The sequence below is a fragment of the Kitasatospora sp. NBC_00240 genome, assembly GCF_026342405.1.
GTDB lineage: Bacteria > Actinomycetota > Actinomycetes > Streptomycetales > Streptomycetaceae > Kitasatospora.
Genome location: NZ_JAPEMU010000001.1, coordinates 4,097,546 through 4,114,914, shown reverse-complemented (window position 1 = coordinate 4,114,914; position 17,369 = coordinate 4,097,546). Strand labels below are relative to the sequence as shown.

Here is a 17,369-nt window from a genome sequence, read left to right as displayed (position 1 = left end):
CACGACCACCCGGATTGCGTGTGCCCGGTCCGTGCTCGGTCCGTGCCCGGCCGGGCGGCCACGGACCGGCCTACGGCAGCCGCTGCTCGAACCAGACGACCTTGCCCGCGCCCAGCCGGGTCGCCCCCCAGCGGTCCGCGCACCGGGCGACTATCTGCAGGCCCCGGCCGCGCTCCTCGTCCGGCGCGGCCCGGCGCCGCCGGGGCAGCAGCGGGCTGTCGTCGCCGACCTCGCAGCGCAGCCGCGACGTGCGGACCAGGCTGAGCGTCACCGGGCGGGTCGCGTGCTGGACGGCGTTGGTGACCAGCTCGCTCACCATCAGCTCGGTCGACTCGGTGAGATGCTCCAACCCCCAGCGGCGCAGCGTGTGCGCGGCCAGCCGGCGGGCCCGGCCGGGGGTCTCGTGCCGGGGCTGCAGGTACCAGTGCGCGACGTCCTCGGCCGGGATGCCGTCGAAGGAGGCCGCGAGCAGCGCGATGTCGTCGCCGCGGTCGCCCGACGGCAGGATCCGCAGGGCGTCCTGGCACAGGTGCTCCGGAGAGTGCCGGTGCGAGGTGGCCAGCCGGGCCCGGAGCAGCTCCAGGCCGATGCTGATCGGGCGGCGGCGGGTCTCCACCAGGCCGTCGGTGAACAGCAGCAGCGCGGAGCCCGGCGGGGCCGGGAGCTCCACCGAGGAGAAGTCGACGCCGCCGACCCCGATCGGCGCGCCGGACGGCAGGTCCAGCAGCTCGGCGCGGCCGTCCGGCTGGACCAGCACCGGCGGGACATGGCCGGCGTTGGCCAGCACCACCCGGTTGGCGATCGGGTCGTAGACCGCGTACACGCAGGTGGCCAAGTGTTGTTCACGGCCCAGGCGTTGGGCTTGCTCGTCGAGGTGGTACAGCACCTCGTGCGGGGGCAGGTCCAGGGCCGCCAGGGTCTGCGCGCTGGTCCGCAACTGGCCCATGATGGCGGCCGAGGTGAGCGAGTGGCCCATCACGTCGCCGACGATCAGGGCCACCCGGTTGCCCGGCAGCGGCACCGCGTCGTACCAGTCGCCGCCGACCTGCGCGCCGCGCTCGCCCGGCAGGTAGCGGTGCGCCAGCCGGACGCCGTGCGGCTGCGGCAGGTGGGTGGGCAGCATGCTGCGCTGCAGTTCGTCGGCGATCTCCCACTCGCGGGAGTAGCGCAGCGCGGTGTCGACGGCGAGTCCGGCCTGGGTGGCCAGATGGGAGGCGGTGGCGGTGTCGGCCGCGTCGAAGCGGCCGTGCTCCCGGCCGTCGGCGGGACCGTCGAAGGCGGCCGGGCCGGTCGAGGCGGCGGAGGCGGCAGCGCCGCCGGCGGTGAGGCCGGCGGGCCCGGTCGGCCCGGGCCCCTCGGGAGCGCCGGCCACCCCCTTCGGCGGGCGGCGGATCAGCACCAGCAGGCCCAGCACCGCCTTGCGCCCGCGCAGCGGCAGGGCCAGCACCGAGGTGCCCGCCGCCAGCCGTCCGGCCGTCCGGGAGCCGTACAACTCCCGCAGCAGCGGGCGGATCCGGGCGTCCGAGTGGGTGCCGAGCACCGCCGGCTCGACCGGGTCGCGGCTGAGCATCGCCCGGCAGAGCGCGCCGTCCGGCGGGACGGGCGTGCTGGGGCCGGCGCCGGAGCGGCGGCCGAGCCGGGTGCCCTGGCTGTGGTGGATGCGCAGCCGGGTCGGGCAGCCCGGGTCGCGTTCGACGTTGGGGAGCGGCTCGCGCAGGTGGACCACGGCGGCGTCGGCCAGCGCGGGGACCAGCACCCGGCACAGGTTGCGCAGGGTGGAGGCGAGGTCCAGGGCGCTGTTGATCCGGCGGGTGGCGGCGTCCAGGTAGGCGAGCCGTTCGGCCACCGGACCGGCGACGCCGTCGGTCTCCTCGCCGTCGTTCGGGTCGGCGCCGCCGCCGGGGGGCGGGCGGCGCTGCGCCGGCACGGCAGGTGGCTGCCCGGTCTCGGGCTTGAGCTGGTCGCGCACGGCTGCCTGTCCTGGGGGGTAGTGGGAGGAATCGGGTCCGGGGGCCGCGCCGGCCGGGTGCGGTGGCCGGCGCCGGCTCAGCCGACGCGCCGACAGCGCAGGAACAGCTGCTCCTCCGGCGGCAGTGAGGTGCTGGCCGGCGCGTACGGCAGCCCGAACTGCTCCTCGACGGCGAACCCCGCGCCGGTGAGCACCCGTTCGAGGTCCTCGCGCAGGTAGCCGGTGATTCTCAGTGTGGTGCCGAGGAACGGCAGGGCGGCATGGTCGAGATCGGCCTCCACCATGCCCAGGGCCAGCAGGCCGCCGGGGCGCAGCAGCCGGCGGATCCGCCGCAGCACGGCGGGGACTTCGTCCTGCGGCAGCAGGATCAGCGAGAAGAACGCCGTCGCGGCCGCGAACCGGCCGGCCCCGGCCGGGCCCAGGGCGGGCAGGTCCCAGGCGGTGTCGGCTCGCTCGGTCGCCAGGTCGTACATGTCGATCCGGTGGTAGACGGCCTGCGGGACGGTGGCGCGGGCCAGTGCCAGCATCCCGTCGGACAGGTCGACGCCGGTGACCCGCAGGCCGCCGGCCAGCAGATGGCCGGCGGTCGGCTCGCCCGTCCCGCAGCCGACGTCCAGCACCTCGGCGCCGGCCTCCAGCTCGCCCAGCAGCCACTCGCCGCAGGCCAGCTGGCCGCCCTTGGCCGGGAAGGCCTCGTTGTAGCCGGTGCCGATGCTGTCGAAGGCGACGGCCTGCAGGGCCCGTACGCCCCGGCGCCGCAGCGCGTCGGCGGTACCGGGGGCGGCGGTGACAGGTGCGGTACCGGGAGCGGTGATGGCGGGTGCGGTGGCGGGTACGGGGGAGCCGGAGGCACAAGGGACGGCGGCGGGCCGCGACGCGCACGGCAGGGCGGCGGCCGACGCGCCGGAGGGCGTCGGATCGGAGATCTGTCCGGTCGTCACGATTGCGAGGCACCCTTCCACCCTGGCCGCCGGTCGGCAGTACGAGGCCGGGCGCCGCCTTCGCCGGCACCGTACTTCCTCGCCGGCCTACTGCCGGTGGCGGTCTGTCACGCTCCCTGCGTCACTCCGTGCTGCCTGGCCGGCCGTGGTCCGGCCGTGCCCGGTGCGCTCCTGACTGCCTGTTGTATGCACTGATGCTTGAGAATATGCGTGATCACTACGCCGTGGGGCCCCTTTTTGGCCAACCCGTGGCCGAGGGGCCGATACCACCCGGGCGACGGCAGCGTGCAGAAGCAGTACGGGGTGGTGCGGATCGCGGCCGCACGCCGCATGGCGCGCCCGGCCACCGCCTCCCACCTGCGGTTTCCCACGCCGACGCGGCGTTTATCGAACGTCAATCAGCGGGGTGCACAGTGGGATCCAGCGCCGGGGAAGCGTCGACGGTGTTCCCGCAGCCGGGGGGCTGCGGGGGCACCGCACACGCGACCGGGGGGAGAGCCCTCCTGTCGGGGGACGGGGGGTGGAGGGCTACGGCGCAGGGGGAGAGGAAGGCTCGGTGTGCTGCTGCTGTCGGGAGACGAGGTCCAGCACGGGGGAGGCCTCAGGCACACCGAGCCGGGTGAAGATCGCGTACGCCTCCTGCAGACACGCCAGCCCGCGGGCGGGCTGCGCGAGCTGGAGCAGCGCCTCGCCGAGGGCGGCGTTGGCCAGGCCCTGGCAGTAGGCGGAGTCCATCTCCTGCGCGATCGCCAGCGACTCCTCGGCCGCCTCGGCCGCCGCCGGCACCTGCCGGTCGGCGAGCAGGCTGCTGGCGAGGCGGGTCAGCGTGTAGGCCTCGCGCAGCCGGTTCTGCTGGGACTGGTAGAGCTGATGGGCCTCGCGCAGGTGGACGGCGGCTCCGCCGGGGTCGCCGGTGGAGAGCAGCACGACGCCGAGCTGGTACACCGTGTCGGCCAGGCACGGGGCGTTGCCGGAGGTGCGCGCCGTCGCGACAGCCTCGTGGACGGACCGGACCGCCTCCACGGTCTGCCCGACGTCCAGCTGGGCGCGCGCGATGTTGCCGAGCAGCCGGGCCTCACCGCTCGGCGCCCCGATCACCCGGCTGATCGCCAGCGCCTGCCCGAAGAACGGCAGGGCCTCGGCAGGCCGGTTCGCGATGCTGAGCATGATGCCGAGGAGGTTCGCGACCATGGACCGCAGCATCGTGACGTCGTTCTCGCCCTGAAGGCTCAGGCTCTCCCGCAGGGAGACCTCGGCATTGTGGAACTCGCTGGTCAGATGCTGCAGGAAGCCCTGGGCGAAGCGCACCCGGGCGAGCGCGGCGGTGTCACCGTGCGCCTTGGCCTCGACGTAGGCCGTCTCCAGGATCTGCCGGATGCGCTGGCCGTGGGTCGGGTCCTCGACCATGCTGTTCAGCACGATCAGCAGGTCCACGGCCGGCCGCAGCATCCCGGACGGCGCCCGGACGGCTGCCTCGACGGTGCTCAGCAGCAGCGTTGTCTCGGCCCTCAGCCAGAGTTGAGCGGCCGGCCCGGTGCTGAAGCCGATCCCTTCGGAGACCAGCTCGTTCAGGGGCTCCGGCAGGAGGTCCTCGGGCTCGATGGCCTGCGCCGCGTTCAGCAGGGTGGCGAGCAGCAGGTCGAGGAGCCGCAGGACGGCGGACTGCTGCTGCTCGACGTCGGCCAGCTTCTCGTTCTGCTGCTGTGCGTAGAGCCGCAGCAGATCGTGGTAGCGATAGCGCCCGGGGGAGTAGCACTCCAGCATGTTGGCCTCGACCAGGGCCTCCGCCAACGCCTCGGCGCGGCCCTCGTCGAGTCCCAGCAGTGCGGCCACCGCGCTCAGCGGCAGATCGGGGGCGTCCACCAGGGACAGCAGACGGAAGGCGCGGGCCTCCTCGGGGCGCAGCTGTCCGTACCCGAGCCCGATGGTGGTTTCCACCGCCAGGTTGCCGAGCTGCAGCTCGGCCAGCCGCCGCCGCTGGTCCGCTAAGCGGCGGGCCAGGTCGGACACGCTCCAGCGGGGCCGGCTGGCCAGCCGGGCGGCGGCGATGCGTACGGCGAGCGGGAGGAACCCGCACGCCTTCACCACCGCCAGGGACGCGTCGGGCTCCGCGGCGACCCGCTGCTCGCCCACGATGGCGGAGAACAGGCCGAGCGCCTCCTCGGGGCTGAGTTCCTCCACATCGACCAGGTGGGCACCGGGAATTCCGGCCAGCCGGGAGCGGCTGGTGGCCAGCACCGCGCAACCGGACACCCCGGGGATCAGCGGCGTCAGTTGCTGGGCGTCCTGGGCGTTGTCCAGCAGGATGAGCATCCGCCGGTTGGCGAGGATCGAGCGGTAGAGCGCGGCGCGCTGCTCCAGCGAGTCCGGGGTCTCCGTGACGCCCAGGGAGTAGAGGAAGTCGCCCAGGACCACGGCCGGGTCGGCCGGCGACGCCCCGGCGCCGCGCAGATCGACGTACAACTGGCCGTCGGGGAAGGCACTTCGCACGCTGTGGGCCACGTGCACGGCGAGCGTGGTCTTGCCCACGCCGCCGATGCCGGCGAGCGAGGTGACCACCACGGCCTGACCCGCCGCGCTGCGGAGCACTTCACGGAGCTCACTGACGAGCTCGGAGCGGCCGCTGAAGTCCGATACGTCGGCCGGGAGTTGCGCCGGCGGGGTGAAGGCAGGCGCGTCGTCCCGGTCGGCGGGCCGGGCCTCGGACTCCGGCGAGGGCATCAGGGCGGGGTCGGCCGAGAGGATGCGCGAGTGCATCAGGGCCAGGCCGGTGCCCGGCTCCACGCCGAGTTCCTCGATGAGCAGCTTGCGGGTGTCGGAGTAGACGCCGAGGGACTCCGCCTGCCGTCCGCAGCGGTAGAGCGCCAGCATCAGCAGTTCGCGGATCCGCTCACGCAGCGGGTGTTCGGCTGCGAGGGAGCTCAACTCCGACACGATCTCCGAGTGCAGGCCGATGTCCAGGGCCGACGCGCAGCGCTCCTCCCACGCGGTGACGTGGCGTTCGGCCAGGCGCAGCCGTTGGGCGTCGGCGTACGGGCCGGGGACGCCGGCCAGCGGGCGGCCCCGCCACAGGGCGAGTGCGGAGACCAGCAGCCGGTGCACCTCGTGGGTCCGGCCGGCGGTGCGGGCGCCCATCGCTTCGGCGAAGCCGGCGTCGAAGGCCGAGAGGTCGAGCGCGGACGAGGGGATCCGCAGGGCGTACCCGTCGCTGACGGAGACGAGCAGCGCGGCGGGTGCCCGGGTCTCCCGGTCCGGCTCGATGACGGTCCGCAGGCGGGAGATGTAGGTGCGCAGTGCCGCCACGGCCTGCGGAGGGGGCCGGTCGCCCCAGAGTCCGTCGACGAGGTCCTGGGTGGTGACGGGCCTGCTGCGCTGGAGGAGCAGTGCGGTGAGGACGGCTTGCTGCTGGGGCGATCCCAGGGACAACGCCTGTTCGCCACGCCAGGCTTGAACCGGGCCGAGCACCTGGAAGCGCAGCGCTGAGTGCGGCGTCTCCCGAAGCTCCATGTACTCCCCCGATGTGGCTTCTGGTGGTTCCCGCGTTGGGCGCTCGCCTGTCCGTAGTAGCTACGCCAGTTTAGGTGGAGGGGCGCAATCGGTGGACTGGAGCACCAGCGGCACGATGTTTATAAGACATTTAACGGCCCCTACGATACTTGCCCGGGCGCCCGGACCATCAGTTCGGGCGCACTGAGATCTGATGACCCGAAAGGCGGCCCGTTCATGGCCACTAACGAGAGCACGACGCCGGAGCCTCAGGCCACGCCGGAGCAGGAGGCAGCCGCCACGCAGCCGGTGACCGAATACGTCCCTCCGGCCGTCGAGGTCGAGCCCGGGCTGGACGACCTGTTCGGCGGGGAGCCCGTCGCCGAGCCGGTGCCGGCCGAGGGTGACAAGTCCGGCGAGGTCTTCGAGCCCCTCGGTGCGATCACCAGCCGTCCGTAGCAGGACCGCGGGGCAGGGTGCCCCGCGTCCGGCACCGAACGCCGCCGCGCCGGACTCCAGGAGTCCGGCGCGGCGGCGTTCCGGCGCCGTGGGCCGCACGAGCCGGCCGGGCTACTCCGCCGAGCGCACCCGCAGGTTGGTGATCAGCGGGCCCTCGGTGGTCTCGCGGAAGAAGTCGTTGCCCTTGTCGTCGACCACGACGAAGGCGGGGAAGTCCTCGACCTCGATGCGCCAGACGGCCTCCATGCCGAGCTCCGCGTACTCCAGGACCTCGACCTTCTTGATGCAGTCCTGGGCGAGGCGGGCAGCCGGGCCGCCGATGGAGCCCAGGTAGAAGCCGCCGTGCTTGGCGCAGGCGTCGGTGACCTGCTTGGAGCGGTTGCCCTTGGCGAGCATGACCATCGAGCCGCCGGCGGCCTGGAACTGGTCGACGTAGGAGTCCATCCGGCCGGCGGTGGTGGGGCCGAAGGAGCCGGAGGCGAAGCCCTCGGGGGTCTTGGCGGGGCCCGCGTAGTAGACCGGGTGGTCCTGGAGGTACTTGGGCATGCCCTCGCCGGCGTCCAGCCGCTCCTTGATCTTGGCGTGCGCGATGTCGCGGGCGACCACGAGCGTGCCGCTGAGCGAAAGGCGGGTCTTCACCGGGTACTTGGAGAGTTCGTTGCGGATGGCGGACATCGGCTGGTCGAGGTCGATCCGCACCACGTCGTCGGCGCCCCCGGCGGAGCCGCTGACCAGCAGGGCCTCGTCGGTGGTGTCCGGCAGGTACTTCGCCGGGTCGGTCTCCAGCTGCTCCAGGAAGACGCCCTCGGCGGTGATCTTGCCGAGCGCCTGGCGGTCGGCGGAGCAGGAGACGGCCATCGCGACCGGCAGCGAGGCGCCGTGCCGCGGCAGGCGGATGACGCGGACGTCGTGGCAGAAGTACTTGCCGCCGAACTGGGCGCCGATGCCGATCTTCTGGGTGAGCTCGGTGACCTTGGCCTCCAGCTCCAGGTCGCGGAAGCCGTGGCCGGCGGCGGAGCCGGTGGTGGGCAGCTCGTCCAGGTAGTGGGCCGAGGCGTACTTGGCGGTCTTCAGCGCGAACTCGGCGCTGGTGCCGCCGACCACGATCGCCAGGTGGTACGGCGGGCAGGCCGCGGTGCCGAGCGAACGGATCTTCTGCTCCAGGAAGTTCAGCATCGAGGCCTCGTTGAGGATGGCCTTGGTCTCCTGGTACAGGTACGACTTGTTGGCGCTGCCGCCGCCCTTCGCCATGAACAGGAACTTGTACGCGTCGCCGTCGGTGGCGTACAGCTCGATCTGGGCGGGCAGGTTGCTGCCGGTGTTCTTCTCGTCCCACATGGTCAGCGGGGCCATCTGCGAGTACCGCAGGTTGAGCTTGGTGTACGCGTCGAAGACGCCGCCGGCGATGGCGGCCTCGTCGCGGCCCTCGGTGAGCACGTTCTGGCCGCGCTTGCCCATGACGATCGCGGTGCCGGTGTCCTGGCACATCGGCAGGATGCCGCCGGCCGAGATGTTGACGTTCTTCAGCAGGTCCAGCGCGACGAAGCGGTCGTTGGGGCTGGCCTCGGGGTCGTCCAGGATGCGGCGCAGCTGGGCGAGGTGCGCGGGGCGCAGGTAGTGCGAGATGTCGTGCATCGCCTCGGCGGTGAGCAGCCGCAGGGCCTCGGGCTCGACCTTGAGGAAGCGGCGGCCGCCGGCCTCGAAGGTGGAGACGCCCTCGGAGGTGATCTTGCGGTAGGGGGTGGGGTCCGCACCGAGGGGGAGCAGGTCGGTGTAGTCGAACTCTGGCGTGGGAGCCATGGGGGCGGTCCTTAGGGTGATCCGGCTGCGGCGGCGAAGCACCCTCAAGGGTAGGCGGCGGCGGAACGGCGCACGCGCACAGGTCTGCCTGCGTGACCGGAGTCACGGGAAACCGGGGGAACTGTCGTTCGGGTAGGGCCGCGGTGACTAGTCTTTCCCCGTGGACAACTCGCCGTCGCAGGACGACCAGCCGCAGGACGACCAGGGGCACGCGCCCGTACCGATGACCAAGCCCGAGCCCGCGCGCGCACCCGCGCGGACCGACCACGGCGCCCCTGTGGCGGAGGCCGACATGCGGGCCTCGGACGCCGACCGCGAGCGGGTCGCCGAGCTCCTCCGGGACGCCTACGCGGAGGGCCGGCTGAACGTCGAGGAGCACGCCGAGCGGATCGAGGCGGCGTACGGGGCGAAGACCCTGGGCGAGCTGGCGCCGCTGACCCGGGACCTGCCCGCGCACGGGTCGATCTCCTTCGAGAAGTCCCCGCAGGGCGCCCCGGTGCCGCCGCGGCCGCCGGCCCGGCAGGAGGCGCCGACGATGCTGGCGGTCTTCGGCGGGGCCTCCCGGAAGGGCCGCTGGCGGGTGGGCTCGCACCTGCGCGCGGTCGCGGTGTTCGGCGGGATCGAGATCGACCTGACGGACGCGGTGTTCGAATCGCCCGAGGTGGTGATCGAGGTGGCCGCGGTGTTCGGCGGGGTCGAGATCAAGGTGCCGGAGAACGTCAGCCTGCACGGCGGCGGGGTGGGCATCTTCGGCGGTTTCGACGTGAAGGAGCAGACGGCTGCCGACCCGTACGCGCCGGTGGTGCGGGTGAAGGGCGCCGCGGTGTTCGGCGGCTGCGAGGCCAAGCCGCGCAAGGGCAAGAAGCTCAAGGAGTGGGTGCGCAAGCAGCTCGGCACCTGAGCCCGACGGACGCCGGGCATCCGGCGGCGAGCGTCCGGCAACGGGTGGCGGGCGACGGGCGTCCGGCAACGGGTGGCGGGCGAAGGGCGCCGGGCGGCGAGCGGCGGACGAGGAGCGGGCGGGGCCGGGACGGGGGCGACAGGCGCGGCGGTACGCAGCCGCCGCCGTCCGCCCCGCCGCCCGCACTCTCCGTCAACTCCCGGGCAGGCACTCGGCATTGCCTTGAGTGCACTCCGTAGTCGGTTGCGTGCGGTGTGCATGAATCCGGATGGGGCGGGGTAGTTCCTCACGCACATCGTTTCTTGTACGGCTGTGACACCGGAGGCGGCCTGAGCCGGCCCCGGGGGGTGTGGCACGGGGCAGCCGGGCAGGGACGCGAGCCTTCCCCCGAGACTGAGCCTCGTCAGGAGTACGCCGTGCTGCATCCGATCGAGTCCCGCACCATTCGTCCTGTCGCCGCCGCGCCGCAGCCGTCGCCGTCGCCCTCGCACGACGAGGACAATCCCTGGCACACGGGCGCCGCCTGCTGCCGGGACGAGGCGGGTCTGTTCTTCGCGCCGTCCAAGGAGCCGACGGCGGCCCGGCTGGCCCGTGAGGAGCAGGCGAAGCGGGTCTGTGCCCGCTGCCCCGTCCTGCTGGAGTGCCGGGAGCACGCACTGGTCCAGCCGGAGCCGTACGGGGTGTGGGGCGGCCTGACGGCCGCCGAGCGCCGGGTGGTACTGGCCCGCCGTCGCCGCCGGGACGTGGAGCTCCGCGAGGCCGCCCGGGTGCCCGCCACCCGCCGGATAGCGGGCTGAGCGGGACCGCCCGGCGGGGCCGGGCCCGGAGCGAGGCGGTCGGGGCGCAGCGGCCGCGGGGTCGGACGGGGAGGGGTCGAAGACCGGTACGGAGACGGCAGCGGCCTCGGCGGAGGGGGACTCCGCCGAGGCCGCTGCTCACGTTCTGTCAGGACTCTCGTCCCGGTCCGGACTGCGGTCCGTGACCCTCGGACGCCGACGGCGCCCGTCCGGTCAGTTCGCGCGGTCGAAGTCGATCGCGCTGTAGGCCCGCAGCTTCGAGAGCTTGTGGGTGGAGTGGATCTCCCGGATGGTGCCGCTCTTGGAGCGCATCACCAGCGAGCTGGTGGTGGCGGTCTCCTGGCGGTAGTGCACGCCGCGCAGCAGTTCGCCGTCGGTGATGCCGGTCGCCACGAAGAACACGTTCTCGCCGCTGACCAGGTCGTTCGTGGTGAGCACCCGGTCCAGGTCGTGCCCGGCGTCGAGGGCCTTCTGCCGCTCGGCGTCGTCCTTGGGCCACAGCCGGCCCTGGATGACCCCGCCCATGCACTTCATCGCGCAGGCCGCGATGATGCCCTCGGGGGTGCCGCCGATCCCCAGCAGCAGGTCGACGCCGGTGCCCTCGCGAGCGGTCATGATGGCGCCGGCCACGTCGCCGTCCGAGATGAACTTGATCCGGGCGCCGGCCTCGCGGACCTGGCGGACCAGGTCGTCGTGGCGGGGGCGGTCCAGGATCATCACGGTGACGTCCTCGACGGCGCTGCCCTTGGCCTTGGCGACCCGGCGGATGTTGACGGCCGGCGGGGCGGTGATGTCGACGAACTCGGCGGCCTCGGGGCCGGCCACGAGCTTGTCCATGTAGAAGACGGCGCTCGGGTCGAACATGGTGCCGCGGTCGGCGACGGCCAGGACGGCGACGGCGTTGGCCATGCCCTTGGCGGTCAGGGTGGTCCCGTCGACAGGGTCCACCGCGACGTCGCACTCGGCGCCGGTGCCGTCGCCGACCCGCTCGCCGTTGTAGAGCATCGGGGCCTCGTCCTTCTCGCCCTCCCCGATGACGACGATGCCGTTCATCGAGACGGTGGAGACGAGGGTGCGCATGGCCTTGACCGCGGCGCCGTCGGCGCCGTTCTTGTCGCCGCGGCCGACCCAGCGGCCGGCCGCCATGGCGGCGGCCTCCGTGACCCGGACGAGTTCGAGCGCGAGGTTGCGGTCGGGGGCCTCGGGGGCCACCTCGAGGGACTGCGGGAGGGTGTTCGGGAAGTTGCTGTGTACCGCGTGCGTGGTCATCGTCGATACCTCTCTGTACGCGACGGCCGGTAAGCGCCCGACTACTGCCCGGTCGAACGCCGTGGTGAGGGTGCTGCGATCGTATCTTCCTGCCGGAGCACTGTCTGTGGCGCGGGTCCCCGCTGGGCTCGGTCCGGGTCGGTATGTCCCTGTTCACCCGTTCGCGGGTACCCCGGGTGCGGGGGCCCCGGGCGCGATGGGTCACCATGTGGGGATGGCAGGGAAGAGCAGCATGAGGGGCCGGCAGACGGTACGGGACATGGTCCTGTCGATGGTGGCCATCGGTGGTGTGGTCGCGGTCGGGTACGCGTTCATGCCGCATTCCGAGGGCGACGGCGTGCATCCGGTCGAGTACCGCGCCGCCGCGTCCTCCGCCAAGCGGGACGCGCCGTTCCCGCTGCTGTCGCCGGAGGGGCTGCCGGAGAAGTGGAAGGCCACCTCGGTCGAGTACCGGGACGGCAGCCGGGCCGGCAACAACGGCCACAACACCTGGCACCTGGGCTTCGTGACCCCGTCCGGCCAGTACGCGGCCGTCGAGCAGAGCGACGCGCCGCGCGCGGACGTGCTGGCGGCGGCGGTGGCCGGCGGCGAGGCGGACGGCAGCACGACGGTGGACGGCACGAGCTGGGACAAGGTCCAGGGCCGCAAGGCCCGTGCGCTGGCCGTCCGGAGCGGCAACGCGACCACGCTGGTGACCGGCACCGCCTCGTACGAGGAGCTGGCGGAGCTGGCCGACGCGCTGAAGTGAGCCCGGTCCCGGCGGGCCGTACGCGCCGGAGGGCCCCGGCCGGTCGCTTGAGTTCGACCGGCCGGGGCCCTCTGCTGCGTCCGCCCCGGGGCGGGCGGGGATCAGACGGTGGTGACGACCTCGTCGTAGGCGAGGCGCGGGGAGCGCGGGAACCAGGCGTCCTCGGCCGGCTTGCCGATGTTGACCACGGCCAGCACCGAGTGGTCGCCGTCGCCGAAGAACTCCTTGTTCAGGCCGTCGGCGTCGTAGCCGGTCATCGGGCCCGCGGCGAAGCCGGCGGCGCGCACGCCGATGATGAAGTAGGCGGCCTGCAGGGCGCCGTTGAGCTGGGCGGAGGACTCACGCACCGGGCGCTCGGAGAAGAACATGTCCTTCGCCTGCGGGAAGTGCGGGAGCTGCGAGGGCAGCTCCTCGTGGAACTCGTTGTCGGCGGCCAGGATGGCGACCAGCGGGGCGCTCGCGGTCTTGGGCTTGTTGCCGTCCGCCATGTGCTTGACCAGGCGCTCGCGACCCTCGGCTGAGCGGACCAGGACGATGCGCAGCGGCTGCTGGTTGAATGCGGTCGGGCCGAACTTCACCAGGTCGTAGACGGCCTGGATCTGCTCGTCGCTGACCGGCTCGTCGGTGAAGGTGTTGGCCGTGCGGGCCTCGCGGAAGAGGAGGTCCTGGGCGGCGGCGTCGAGCACCAGGGCGTCGTTGGCGGCAGTCGTCATGCTTGTGCACCTCATGCTGAGCGGTTGGAAGGTCGGCCGGCGAGCCGATCACCGCTTCACAACATGAGTGAACATTCAACTGTTCCCTGGGGTGATGTGATCCGCGTCACTCCGGCCCCCGGTCGCCCTAGGTGTCCGTCCTCCGGTCACCCTCGGTCGGCCGCCTCCTCGGCGGCCAGCGCCGCGTCGAGCCTGGCCCGGGCACCGTCCAGCCAACGCTGGCAGACCTTCGCCAGCTGCTCCCCGCGCTCCCAGAGCGCCAGCGACTCCTCCAGGGACGTCCCGCCGGTCTCCAACTGCCGGACGACCTCCAGCAGCGCGTCCCGGGCGTGCTCGTACCCGAGGGCGTCGTCGGGGGTCGGCGGCTGCGCGCTCTCCTGCTGGTTCTCCTGGTCTGCCATGGGGCCAGCCTAGGGGGCGGGGCCGACAGAACGACCGCCGCGACAGGCGTCCGGGCGGACGAGGGGCACGGAGGCGGCCCGCGGCGCACCCGCCGTCCGCCCCGGGCGGGCGCGTCGCCCGGTGGGGTCTCACCCCTCCGGGTCGACCGTCACCCCGAAGCCGCCGGCCGCCACCCGGGCGTGCAGCGCGTCGCCCGCCGCGACCTGGGCGGGATCGGTCACCACCGTGCCGTCCGCCCGCTGCAGCACGGCGTACCCGCGCTCCAGCGTCGCGGCCGGCGAGAGCGCGACCACCCGGGCCAGGGTGTGCCCGAGGTCCGACTCGGCGGCGTCCAGCCGGTGGCCGAGGGTGCGCCGGGCGCGCTCCAGCATGGCCGTCACCTCGTGCGTGCGCCCGTCCAGCATCCGCTGCGGCGCAGCCAGCACCGGGCGGCTGCGCACGCCGTCCAGACCGTGCTGCTCGCGCTCGACCCGGCCGGTGACCTGGCGCCGGGCCCGGTCGCGCAGCTGGCGGACCTTGACCAGCTCCTCGCCGACGTCCGGCACCACCCGCTTGGCGGCGTCGGTGGGGGTCGAGGCCCGCAGGTCGGCGACGAAGTCCAGCAGCGGCTGGTCGGGCTCGTGCCCGATCGCGCTCACCACCGGCGTCCGGGCGGCCGCGACCAGCCGCACCAGCTGCTCGTCCGAGAACGGCAGCAGGTCCTCCACGCTGCCGCCGCCCCGGGCCACGATGATCACGTCCACCTCGGGGTGCTCGTCCAGCGCCCGGACCGCCGCCGACACCTGCGCCACCGCGGCCGCGCCCTGCACCGGGACGTTGCGGACCTCGAAGCGGACGGCCGGCCAGCGCCGCCTGGCGTTCTCCAGGACGTCCCGCTCGGCCGCCGAACCCCGGCCGGTCACCAGGCCGACGCACTGCGGCAGGAACGGCAGCGGGCGCTTGCGGTCGGCGGCGAACAGGCCCTCGGCGGCGAGCTTGCGCTTGAGCTGCTCCAGCCGGGCGAGCAGCTCGCCGAGCCCGACCGGCCGGATCTCGTTCGCCCGCAACGACAGCGTGCCGCGCGCGCCGTACCACTCGGGCTTGGCGTGCACGACGATCCGCGAGCCCTCCTGCACCACGTCCGCGACCTGCTCGAAGACGGCCCGGAAGCAGGTGACGGTCAGCGAGACGTCGCGCTCCGGGTCGCGCAGGGTCAGGAACACCACGCCCGCGCCGGGGCGGCGGCTCAGCTGGGTGATCTGGCCCTCGACCCAGACCGCGCCGAGCCGTTCGATCCAGCCGCCGATCAGCGCGGATACCTTGCCGACCGGGATCGGGGCTTCGGGTGAGCTGGTGTTGGCCATACCGACGAGGCTAGCGCCGCCCGCCGACAGCGGTCCGGTCCTGGACGAACAGCACCGCGAGCCCGACGGCCAGCCACACCGCGCCCACCCACTGGGCGGTGTGCGCGGCCGCCACGATCACCGCCACCGTCACCGCGATGCCGAGCGCCGGCACGACCAGGTGCCGCAGCCGGTCCCGGGAGCCGTGCCGGACGGTGTACCAGCCGATCACCGACGCGTGCAGCAGCACGAACGCGGTCAGCGCGCCGATGTCGACCACCGAGGTCAGCTGGTCCAGCCCGTCGTCGCGGCGGGCCGCCCAGACCGCCGCGACCAGCGTGACCGTCGCCGCCGTCAGCAGGGCGAGCCGCGGCACTCCCGTACGGTCGTCCACCGAGCCCAGCGCGCGCGGCAGCCGGCCCTCGCGGCCCATCGCGAACAGCAGCCGGCCGGCCGCGGCCTGCCCGGCCAGCGCCGCGAAGGCGGCGCCGATCGCCTTGCTGACCGCGACCAGGGTGTGCAGCCAGGGCGCGATCGCGGTGTCCACCGTCCGGTAGAAGGCCGCGCCCTGGGCCGCCGGGTCGGCCGCCAACTGCTGCGGGGAGTCCGGCTCCAGCAGGGCCGCCAGGTAGGTCTGGGCGACGAACAGCAGCCCGGCCAGCACCAGGCACCACAGCACCGCCCTGGCGACCGCGGCCGAGGCGCCCACCGCCTCCTCCACGAAGGAGGCGATCGCGTCGAAGCCCAGGAACGACAGCACGGCCACGCTGACCGCGGAGAGCACCGCCGTGAGGGAGAAGCCCCCGACCCCGGTCAGCGGCGAGAGCCAGTCCCGGGCCGCGCCGTCGCGCACCAGCACCACCACGGCCGCCACCAGGAACACCGCCAGCACCGCGATCTCCATCGCCAGCACCGCGAAGCCCACCACGGCCGCGGTCCGCACGCCGGCCAGGTTCAGCCCGGTGGTGACCAGCACCGCCAGCGTCGTCCACACCCACCGGGAGACGTCCGGCACCAGCGAGTTCAGCGCGATGCCGGAGAACAGGTACGCCACCGCCGGGATCAGCAGGTAGTCCAGCATCGCCATCCAGCCCGCGACGAACCCCGGCCCCTCACCGAGCCCGGCCCGCGCGTAGGCGAACACCGATCCGGTCCGCGGCACCGCGCGCACCATCTGGGCGTACGAGAAGGCGGTGAACCCCATCGCGACCGTCGCCGCCAGGTAGACCGCGGCGACCGCGCCGTGGCTCTTCGCGTCCAGCACCCCGAACACGCCGACCGGCGCCATCGGGGCGATGAACAGCAGGCCGTACACCATGAGGTCGCGCACGCCCAGGGTGCGCCGCAGTCCGCCGGGCCCGACCTTCTCGCCGCTGGTGTCCATGAACTCCACATTTGAGCATTCCGGTCACCTTCGGCCCGGTACGTGGCGCCCGTCGGCGCGGCCCGGTGGCGCCCGTACCATGGGAGCCATGTCCACCACTGCTCAGCGCCGCGTCCTGCTCGCCGCCCCCCGGGGCTACTGCGCGGGTGTCGACCGCGCCGTCATCGCCGTGGAGAAGGCCCTTGAGCAGTACGGGGCACCGATCTACGTCCGCAAGCAGATCGTCCACAACAAGTACGTCGTGCAGACCCTGGAGAAGCAGGGCGCGATCTTCGTCGACGAGACGGAGGAGGTGCCCGAGGGCTCGATCGTGGTCTTCTCCGCGCACGGCGTCGCGCCGTCCGTCCACGACGAGGCGAAGGCCGGCAAGCTCGCCACCGTCGACGCGACCTGCCCGCTGGTGACCAAGGTCCACAAGGAGGCCGTCCGGTTCGCCGAGGAGGACTACGACATCCTGCTGGTGGGCCACGAGGGTCACGAGGAGGTCGTCGGCACCATGGGCGAGGCCCCGGACCGGATCCACCTGGTGGACGGCGCCGAGGACGTCGCCAACGTCACCGTGCGTGACGAGAGCAAGGTCGTCTGGCTCTCCCAGACCACGCTGTCGGTCGACGAGACGATGGCCACCGTCGGCGAGCTGAAGAAGCGCTTCCCGCTGCTGGTCAGCCCGCCCAGCGACGACATCTGCTACGCCACCCAGAACCGCCAGGTCGCCGTCAAGCAGATGGCGCCCGACGTCGACCTGCTGATCGTGGTCGGCTCCAAGAACTCCTCCAACTCGGTGCGCCTGGTCGAGGTCGGCCTGGAGTACGGCGCCAAGGCCGCCCACCTGGTGGACTTCGCCGACGAGATCGAGGAGTCCTGGCTGGAGGGCGTCACCACGGTGGGCCTCACCAGCGGCGCCTCGGTGCCCGAGATCCTGGTCGACGGCGTGCTGGCCTACCTCGCCGAGCGCGGCTACGCCGACGTCTCGATCGTGAAGACCGCCGAGGAGCACCTGATCTTCTCGCTGCCCAAGGAGCTCCGCCGCGACCTGCGCGCCGAGGCCGCCGGCAAGCTCTGACCCGAACCCCGTCCGACGCCCGGGAGCCCTGCGGGGCCCCGGGCGTCGTGCTGCCCGTCCGCGGGTATCAGCAGGCGGGGCCGACCGGCCTCTCGTACGTTGGTGCCGGAACGGC

14 protein-coding genes are annotated in these 17,369 nt (G+C 73.3%); 5 read left to right on the top strand and 9 right to left on the bottom strand.

The features are described 5' to 3' along the window. Positions 1–70: 70 nt before the first annotated feature. The 3 genes from OG689_RS17290 to OG689_RS17280 all read right to left on the bottom strand — a co-directional run bounded on the left by OG689_RS17290 (position 71) and on the right by OG689_RS17280 (position 6,417). Positions 71–1,969 (bottom strand): ATP-binding SpoIIE family protein phosphatase, encoded by a 1,899-nt coding sequence (locus OG689_RS17290; protein ID WP_266321391.1) that lies wholly within the window; start codon positions 1,967–1,969, stop codon positions 71–73. 77 nt (positions 1,970–2,046) lie between these two features. Then, positions 2,047–2,730 (bottom strand): class I SAM-dependent methyltransferase, encoded by a 684-nt coding sequence (locus OG689_RS17285; protein ID WP_266327226.1) that lies wholly within the window; start codon positions 2,728–2,730, stop codon positions 2,047–2,049. Between the two features lie 708 nt (positions 2,731–3,438). Next, positions 3,439–6,417 (bottom strand): AfsR/SARP family transcriptional regulator, encoded by a 2,979-nt coding sequence (locus OG689_RS17280; protein WP_266321390.1) that lies wholly within the window; start codon positions 6,415–6,417, stop codon positions 3,439–3,441. Between the two features lie 216 nt (positions 6,418–6,633). Here OG689_RS17280 and OG689_RS17275 point away from each other — a divergent pair, with 216 nt between their 5' ends. Further along, positions 6,634–6,855, top strand: coding sequence for a hypothetical protein (locus OG689_RS17275; RefSeq protein WP_199881700.1), 222 nt, complete (start codon positions 6,634–6,636; stop codon positions 6,853–6,855). Positions 6,856–6,966: 111 nt separating this feature from the next. On the opposite strand, the gene OG689_RS17270 is transcribed toward OG689_RS17275, so the two are convergent. Further along, positions 6,967–8,655 (bottom strand): fumarate hydratase, encoded by a 1,689-nt coding sequence (locus OG689_RS17270; protein WP_266321388.1) that lies wholly within the window; start codon positions 8,653–8,655, stop codon positions 6,967–6,969. Between the two features lie 223 nt (positions 8,656–8,878). Between OG689_RS17270 and OG689_RS17265 the strand changes: the two genes are divergently transcribed. Both OG689_RS17265 and OG689_RS17260 read left to right on the top strand, forming a co-directional pair. Then, positions 8,879–9,556 (top strand): DUF1707 domain-containing protein, encoded by a 678-nt coding sequence (locus tag OG689_RS17265; RefSeq protein WP_266327224.1) that lies wholly within the window; start codon positions 8,879–8,881, stop codon positions 9,554–9,556. Between the two features lie 443 nt (positions 9,557–9,999). Further along, entirely contained in the window at positions 10,000–10,353 is a 354-nt protein-coding gene (locus OG689_RS17260; protein WP_266327222.1) for a WhiB family transcriptional regulator, read from the top strand. 213 nt (positions 10,354–10,566) lie between these two features. On the opposite strand, the gene glpX is transcribed toward OG689_RS17260, so the two are convergent. Further along, positions 10,567–11,622: a class II fructose-bisphosphatase gene (glpX, locus tag OG689_RS17255; RefSeq protein ID WP_073926308.1), complete on the bottom strand. Its 1,056-nt coding sequence runs from the start codon at positions 11,620–11,622 to the stop codon at positions 10,567–10,569. Positions 11,623–11,836: 214 nt separating this feature from the next. Here glpX and OG689_RS17250 point away from each other — a divergent pair, with 214 nt between their 5' ends. Then, complete coding sequence (locus OG689_RS17250) at positions 11,837–12,370, top strand: DUF4245 domain-containing protein (protein ID WP_266321386.1); 534 nt, start codon at positions 11,837–11,839, stop codon at positions 12,368–12,370. Between the two features lie 101 nt (positions 12,371–12,471). Here OG689_RS17250 and OG689_RS17245 read toward each other — a convergent pair whose 3' ends face one another. From OG689_RS17245 to OG689_RS17230, 4 genes are all read right to left on the bottom strand, one after another. Next, on the bottom strand, positions 12,472–13,083 hold the full coding sequence (locus tag OG689_RS17245; RefSeq protein ID WP_266321384.1) for a malonic semialdehyde reductase: 612 nt from the start codon (positions 13,081–13,083) through the stop codon (positions 12,472–12,474). A gap of 146 nt (positions 13,084–13,229) precedes the next feature. Continuing rightward, positions 13,230–13,484, bottom strand: coding sequence for an exodeoxyribonuclease VII small subunit (locus OG689_RS17240; protein ID WP_266321383.1), 255 nt, complete (start codon positions 13,482–13,484; stop codon positions 13,230–13,232). 129 nt (positions 13,485–13,613) lie between these two features. Next, positions 13,614–14,828, bottom strand: a complete 1,215-nt coding sequence (gene xseA / locus OG689_RS17235) for an exodeoxyribonuclease VII large subunit (RefSeq protein WP_266321381.1) — start codon at positions 14,826–14,828, stop codon at positions 13,614–13,616. A 10-nt stretch (positions 14,829–14,838) separates the two neighbouring features. Then, a complete protein-coding gene (locus OG689_RS17230) occupies positions 14,839–16,191 on the bottom strand; it encodes an APC family permease (protein WP_266321380.1) in 1,353 nt (450 codons plus the stop codon). A gap of 79 nt (positions 16,192–16,270) precedes the next feature. Here OG689_RS17230 and OG689_RS17225 point away from each other — a divergent pair, with 79 nt between their 5' ends. Next, on the top strand, positions 16,271–17,254 hold the full coding sequence (locus OG689_RS17225; RefSeq protein ID WP_266321379.1) for a 4-hydroxy-3-methylbut-2-enyl diphosphate reductase: 984 nt from the start codon (positions 16,271–16,273) through the stop codon (positions 17,252–17,254). The last annotated feature ends 115 nt before the right edge of the window (positions 17,255–17,369 follow it).

Excerpts from the sequence above, each read along its gene's own strand:
- OG689_RS17280 (WP_266321390.1), bottom strand. The coding sequence starts at position 6,417 with ATGGAGCTTCGGGAGACGCCGCACTCAGCGCTGCGCTTCCAGGTGCTC.
- OG689_RS17275 (WP_199881700.1), top strand. The coding sequence starts at position 6,634 with ATGGCCACTAACGAGAGCACGACGCCGGAGCCTCAGGCCACGCCGGAG.
- OG689_RS17270 (WP_266321388.1), bottom strand. The coding sequence starts at position 8,655 with ATGGCTCCCACGCCAGAGTTCGACTACACCGACCTGCTCCCCCTCGGT.
- OG689_RS17265 (WP_266327224.1), top strand. The coding sequence starts at position 8,879 with ATGACCAAGCCCGAGCCCGCGCGCGCACCCGCGCGGACCGACCACGGC.
- glpX (WP_073926308.1), bottom strand. The coding sequence starts at position 11,622 with ATGACCACGCACGCGGTACACAGCAACTTCCCGAACACCCTCCCGCAG.
- OG689_RS17250 (WP_266321386.1), top strand. The coding sequence starts at position 11,837 with ATGGCAGGGAAGAGCAGCATGAGGGGCCGGCAGACGGTACGGGACATG.
- OG689_RS17245 (WP_266321384.1), bottom strand. The coding sequence starts at position 13,083 with ATGACGACTGCCGCCAACGACGCCCTGGTGCTCGACGCCGCCGCCCAG.
- OG689_RS17240 (WP_266321383.1), bottom strand. The coding sequence starts at position 13,484 with ATGGCAGACCAGGAGAACCAGCAGGAGAGCGCGCAGCCGCCGACCCCC.
- xseA (WP_266321381.1), bottom strand. The coding sequence starts at position 14,828 with ATGGCCAACACCAGCTCACCCGAAGCCCCGATCCCGGTCGGCAAGGTA.
- OG689_RS17230 (WP_266321380.1), bottom strand. The coding sequence starts at position 16,191 with ATGGACACCAGCGGCGAGAAGGTCGGGCCCGGCGGACTGCGGCGCACC.
- OG689_RS17225 (WP_266321379.1), top strand. The coding sequence starts at position 16,271 with ATGGGAGCCATGTCCACCACTGCTCAGCGCCGCGTCCTGCTCGCCGCC.